Source organism: Hydrogenivirga sp. (assembly GCF_056450045.1).
In genome coordinates this window covers 1-5,154 of record NZ_JBWONM010000065.1, presented here as the reverse complement: position 1 = coordinate 5,154, position 5,154 = coordinate 1, and the positions used below count along the sequence as shown (strand labels likewise).

Annotated in this window: 7 protein-coding genes; 6 read left to right on the top strand and 1 reads right to left on the bottom strand. The window is 49.0% G+C overall.

All coding sequences use genetic code 11. From position 1 onward, the window contains the following. The 3 genes from AC1HCM_RS02670 to AC1HCM_RS02660 all read left to right on the top strand — a co-directional run. On the top strand, positions 1 to 377 hold a 377-nt coding region (locus tag AC1HCM_RS02670; protein ID WP_479460232.1), incomplete at its 5' end, for a hypothetical protein. Next, positions 359 to 625, top strand: coding sequence for a DUF4258 domain-containing protein (locus tag AC1HCM_RS02665; RefSeq protein ID WP_479460231.1), 267 nt, complete (start codon positions 359 to 361; stop codon positions 623 to 625). The genes AC1HCM_RS02670 and AC1HCM_RS02665, both read left to right, overlap by 19 nt. Further along, on the top strand, positions 610 to 843 hold the full coding sequence (locus tag AC1HCM_RS02660) for a hypothetical protein (RefSeq protein WP_479460230.1): 234 nt from the start codon (positions 610 to 612) through the stop codon (positions 841 to 843). The genes AC1HCM_RS02665 and AC1HCM_RS02660 overlap by 16 nt, the downstream gene beginning before the upstream one ends. A gap of 4 nt (positions 844 to 847) precedes the next feature. On the opposite strand, the gene AC1HCM_RS02655 is transcribed toward AC1HCM_RS02660, so the two are convergent. Then, a complete protein-coding gene (locus AC1HCM_RS02655) occupies positions 848 to 1,123 on the bottom strand; it encodes a hypothetical protein (RefSeq protein ID WP_479460229.1) in 276 nt (91 codons plus the stop codon). A 235-nt stretch (positions 1,124 to 1,358) separates the two neighbouring features. Between AC1HCM_RS02655 and AC1HCM_RS02650 the strand changes: the two genes are divergently transcribed. The 3 genes from AC1HCM_RS02650 to AC1HCM_RS02640 all read left to right on the top strand — a co-directional run bounded on the left by AC1HCM_RS02650 (position 1,359) and on the right by AC1HCM_RS02640 (position 4,778). Continuing rightward, on the top strand, positions 1,359 to 3,422 hold the full coding sequence (locus tag AC1HCM_RS02650; RefSeq protein WP_479460228.1) for a hypothetical protein: 2,064 nt from the start codon (positions 1,359 to 1,361) through the stop codon (positions 3,420 to 3,422). Positions 3,423 to 3,438: 16 nt separating this feature from the next. Then, positions 3,439 to 3,738, top strand: coding sequence for a hypothetical protein (locus tag AC1HCM_RS02645; RefSeq protein WP_479460227.1), 300 nt, complete (start codon positions 3,439 to 3,441; stop codon positions 3,736 to 3,738). A 155-nt stretch (positions 3,739 to 3,893) separates the two neighbouring features. Further along, the gene (locus tag AC1HCM_RS02640; protein WP_479460226.1) at positions 3,894 to 4,778 is read left to right on the top strand and encodes a tyrosine-type recombinase/integrase; all 885 of its coding nucleotides are present in this window, start codon (positions 3,894 to 3,896) and stop codon (positions 4,776 to 4,778) included. Positions 4,779 to 5,154: the final 376 nt, after the last annotated feature.

Here is a 5,154-nt window from a genome sequence, read left to right as displayed (position 1 = left end):
TCCCTCTCTATCTCTACGAATGCTATACAATTTCTTGCATGGGGAGGAGGTCTAAAAACTTCCGGTTGTCTGAGGACACCCTTGCAAAGCTCAAGGAGATAGCTGAGACCCTGAATGTTAGTGAGACTGAAGCGGTGTCCCGTGCTATTGTTCACTATTACCTTTCCCTAAAAGGTGAGGAAAGCGGAGCTTTGTCGGGTATTATTCCTCTGTCGGAGTATCAGCGACTACAGGATAAGTTTGAGAGAGCTGTTTACAAGATAGGAGAGCTTGAGGGACGGCTCAAAGAGAAAGAGGAGCTAATAGCTGAGCTGAGGAACCGTATAAGGGAGCTCCGGGCTAAACCTTCCCGTAGATGGTGGGAGTTCTGGAGGTGAAGTTTACTAAGCACGCACAGGATAAAATACGCTTGTTTGGGCTATCTGAGGAAGATATCCTTGCGGGCATTGAGCGTCCGGAGTTGATATGTAGAGACACGGACAAGGGTTCTACGGTTTACATATTTCAGATGGGCGGAAAGCTCTACTCTATCGTGGTGAAAGAGAGAGCTGTAATCACGATATACCGAACAGATGAGAAGAGATTATATTCAAGGAGGAGGAGCGGACGATGGAATTGTTATTGAGCATAAACCTTGAAGATAGGGAGTACGAAGTCAGAGAGTATCCCGACACAGGGACTATGCTGATTATCCGCAAGGGTATGAAGGGAGAACCTGATTATTCCATAGAAGGAGACGGGTTCGTCGTAGAGTTCAAGGATGGAAGAGTCTATACGGTGGATATATACGAACCCGAAGTAGCTTCTAAAGTAAAGGAGAGGTTATATCTGCACTTTACGTGAAAACTCATATCGGCTTGACCATGACAATATAACCCTTGTTTATCGTCACTATCTCCTTTGTCTTTTCGTCGAGTATGAGCTGGACATTGTACCTTGCCTTTGCCCGTAAGATACCTTGCAACTTGATAATGCTGTTCCCGTAAGCTACGTGAACTTCCACCTTCTTCTTGTGTAGGAAGAGCACATAGTCTTCATATTCAAACTTTGGTTTTTCGGTGTTTTTCTGATGCTTGGGCTTAGCTTCCTTAGCTTCCTTCGTGGTAGGGGTAGGAGCTCCCATGCCCCTAATATAGCATTCCCGTAGGAAGCGTGCAAGTCCTTGAACGACAAGCGTCGGTTCGGACTAACTTTGCATTTTTGATAAGTTGAAGTGGTTGATAGACAAGGGGTTGACAGAATAACCCCCGGGTCTTATAATCGGGGGTAATGGGGAAACCAACAAAGCCCCCCATGGTGGGGGCAAAAAACTTACGGATTAAAGATAACACGAAAACCACCAAGGGTCAAGTCTTCAGGTGACTCTGGGGATCGTCCCCAGAGGACCGGGCAAGAGCCCGGAATTCCTGAAGCTCAAGGGAATAGAACCCTACAAGTATTTTTACGAAAACACCCTTGAACCCCTGCTTAACCAAGCTGAACTATTTAACCAAGCTGACCGAAGCGAGGTAATCGCTTCAGTCTGCACTGGGAGGGAAACGTATCAGCTCTTCCATGTCATAGATGTCTGGAAGGACGGCAAGCCCATAGACCGAAGGGTCTTCAGGAGCGATAGGACCTTCAAGAAGCTCCTTGAGGAAGCTAAGGAGAAGGGATATGCGCTCCTCTATCGGGGAATGTTCTTTATTCCCGAGGAGGTCTGGAGGGAGTACAAGGAAAACTATGCAAAAGCGGACAGGACGGACAGGATGGAGATATTCAAGCTGGAGAGACTTACCCAAGTCGCAACCTACATACTCATAGACATAGATAAGGACAGCTTTGAGAACCTCAAGAGAGTGGTCAGGTATCTGCATAAGCTCGGCATATATCCGGAGGTGTGGGAGAGTGCATCAGGAGAAGGGAACTATCACGTTTACATACACCTCACCGGGCAGGTGTGGAAGAGAGTGGAAAAGAGCGAAGACGGAGAAGTGAAGGAGACTCACGTAGAGGAGCGACTTCCCTACGCTTCAGACTTCAGGGTCAAGCAGGTCGTAGAAGCCCTGAAGGAATTGCTCAATCACTTAGGTATTGGATACGACTCCGTGTCAGCAAGACGGGCGGTGTGGATGGAGGGATTTCCCAATCCCGAGAAGGGAGGAAGGTCCTCAAAGAAGATATGGGACGGAGCAGTCCACAGGATAGACAAGCTCTATGAGAAGCTCCTTCCCGTCCTTGAGTGGAAGGTGAGGAGGGAAGCTACGGAGAGGTTCTGGGCTGAGCTTAGACCGAGAAAAAGGGTGCAGGCGACAGGAACCTATGAGGTAGTCTCTGAAGTAGTCTCTGAAGAACACTCCAACGTAATAGACTACCTGCAGGACAACATACCTGCGACCTTCCGTATGATTGACCGGGGATACACCCGTATGGAGGTAGAGGCAGAGCTGAAGGCAGGATGGACGGGGGACGAAAAGCAGTTTCAGCGAGCCTTTTACGGGTTTTGGGCTTGGATAGAAAAAACCTACAAACCCCTTGAGGTTGAGGTAAAGAAGGGAGGAGCTAAACCACCTAAAAGGAGAAAGCACAGGCACTATTGGGAGCACATAGACGATATACGGAAGGTTCTTGTGGAAGACGGGGCAGACAGCTCCCTCAACCACATACACAGAAAAACGGGCATATCTAAGGGGACGCTGTCCTACATATTCCGTATTGTGTCCAAGGAGCAGATACTTAGCGACCCACAAGAAGCAAAGAACCTCCTCAAGCAGTATCAAAAAGGTGGAGATCGTCTGAGCGAGGAGCAGAAGAAAGCCTTGAGCGAGAAGGGAAAGGAGCGTTTTAGAAAGTATATGGAGAAATTCCTTAAGGAAGCGAGCAAGAAGCCCCTATCCCCTCCAGAGGGTGTTCAAATAGGTCCTATATCTATTACTCCTTTCCCTTTGAGGGAGGATAAGAAAGGTAGGAGGATGGATATGTCTCCGGAGGAGAAGGGAGAGGTTAAGGTTAAGGAGCCCTCGTTTACCTCGTCCGGAGACGGGGAGCAAAGCTCCCCGTCTCCCCGTGTCCTCCTTCCCGAGGAGGACACGGAACCTTCCCTTCAAGGGAAGGAGCAGGAGAGGGTCTTCAGGGACAAGAACGAAGCCCTGAGCTACCTTGAGAGCTTGAACGGAAGGTATGCGGTAGGGGACAGGGTGAGGTTGCTCGTCAGGTCCCCCGTCCTTTATGTGAGAGGGGCTGTCCTCTATGAGTTTGAGAAGGTGGAAAAAGAGGTTTTTGAGGGCTGGGAAAGCGTCGGGCGGAAGGAAACGTGGGAGCTTAAAGTTATCCATTGGAGACTGACCCCCGAGCGCCCACCTGTTGCTGAGCGGGAGGAGATAAATAAGACCTTCAGGAGCATTGACTTCGTCGGGAGGGCGGACGATGAAATTCCCTTCTAAGGGAAGGAGGCTGGTCATGAGGGGTTTCTTTTCCTTTCAACCGACCGACCTCAGATTTGCTAAGCCCGAAGCGGAGCGAAGTGTCAAGTGTCGCCCCGAAGGGGCGACGAGCGTAAGCGAGCTTGCACTTGACACGAGCGGAGCGGAGGGCAAAATGTTTTTGTGGGTCGGTCGGGGAAGGAAATCCCTCTCTAACATTATGCGCAGGTGTTATATCTTTAATCTCCTTTCTTTTTTGTTAGGACCTCTTAGCAGGGTATCCCTCTACCTCCGGAAGGTGGAGAGGGGTGGAGAGGGGTGGAAGGCTTCATATTGAAATCCGTTTCAGTTGACGGGGTCGGGGGACATGCTTATATAAGTCTTATAGGAACCACGCAGGGAGAACCCTCAGAACCTCGCGAGGAGGTGGACAAACCTTATCTTAGCGGGGTGCAGGACAGCCCGCAATCTGTCCTATGAGGTGGTCTGAACATGGGTTTGCGTCGCAACAGCGGTCTAACCTACGCACTGAAGTATTCTGCGTCCGTTCTAAAACGGGGCATAGGTATGTCCAAGCGGGAAGTCTACCGTGAGAACGGGGGTCGTAGTCCGTATGTGCACTCCTATTCAACCCTCAACAGGTATTTAGGAGTTGCGAAGGAGTTCGTGCGTGATATGAAGTCTGAGGGCATTAACAGACTGGACAGGGTTGAGTATGAACACGTCCGTGAGTGGTTGGAGCGTAAAGCTGAGCGTGGTGTAAGCGAAAAGACACTGAAGGTCAATACTTCGGCACTTGAGAAATTTTTTGACTCTGTCGGAAGGAGCGATATATCCGAGCGTCTGAGAGAAGATTACCAGGAGATTTACTCTCAGGGCAGACCTTCGGGAAGGGCACTTCCCTTCTCTGACCCTCAAGGTGTCATAGAAAACCTGAATGACCCTGCACATAAGGTAGTCGCTGAACTTCAGTATCTCACGGGCGCAAGAATCGGAGACGTCAAGAAGATAGAGGTTGATGAGGAGGGCAGGAGGGTCATTATTGAGAAAAGCAAGGGGGGTAGGGATAGGGAGATAGACTTCTCAGATAGAGTTGAGAAGTTTGAGCGTGTGAAGGAGCTGAAGGAGGAGCTTGATAAACACATACAGGAAAGGGGGTGGAAGGAGATAAGGGAAAGCTATTACGATGACCTCAAGCAATCCGCTAAAAAGGTTGGAGAGGTTTATACAGGTTCCCATGCATTCAGGGTTTCATACGCTGTTGAGCGATACGAGGAGCTTGTGTCTCAGGGCTACGGTGAAGAGGAAGCTGACCGGACGCTAACCCAAGAACTTGGGCATAATCGGACGGAAATGAGCAGATACTATCGGAGATAACCGACAACCGCAGTTATTGACAATCAACGACTAAACGAAATCACCTATTTCTACCCCTCATCCCTCAAAACTTCAACAATAGAAACCATACAGGTGATTAATTTTGTGTATATAAATTTGGTTATGTTAGCATGGTCGGGAAGTCCTTGATTGTCAAGGGTTATGGAGGGTGCTATACATACCTCTATACATTTTCTCCACGATTTCTATACGATTTCTATACAGCTATGAGAAGGTCCTGAAGGGTTCTCCCTCTCTATCTCTACGAATGCTATACAATTTCTTGCATGGGGAGGAGGTCTAAAAACTTCCGGTTGTCTGAGGACACCCTTGCAAAGCTCAAGGAGATAGCTGAGACCCTGAATGTTAGTGAGAC

Bases quoted from the DNA above. Each gene is read 5' to 3' on its own strand.
- AC1HCM_RS02640 (WP_479460226.1), top strand. From the start codon at position 3,894: ATGGGTTTGCGTCGCAACAGCGGTCTAACCTACGCACTGAAGTATTCT.
- AC1HCM_RS02660 (WP_479460230.1), top strand. From the start codon at position 610: ATGGAATTGTTATTGAGCATAAACCTTGAAGATAGGGAGTACGAAGTC.
- AC1HCM_RS02645 (WP_479460227.1), top strand. From the start codon at position 3,439: ATGAGGGGTTTCTTTTCCTTTCAACCGACCGACCTCAGATTTGCTAAG.
- AC1HCM_RS02655 (WP_479460229.1), bottom strand. From the start codon at position 1,123: ATGGGAGCTCCTACCCCTACCACGAAGGAAGCTAAGGAAGCTAAGCCC.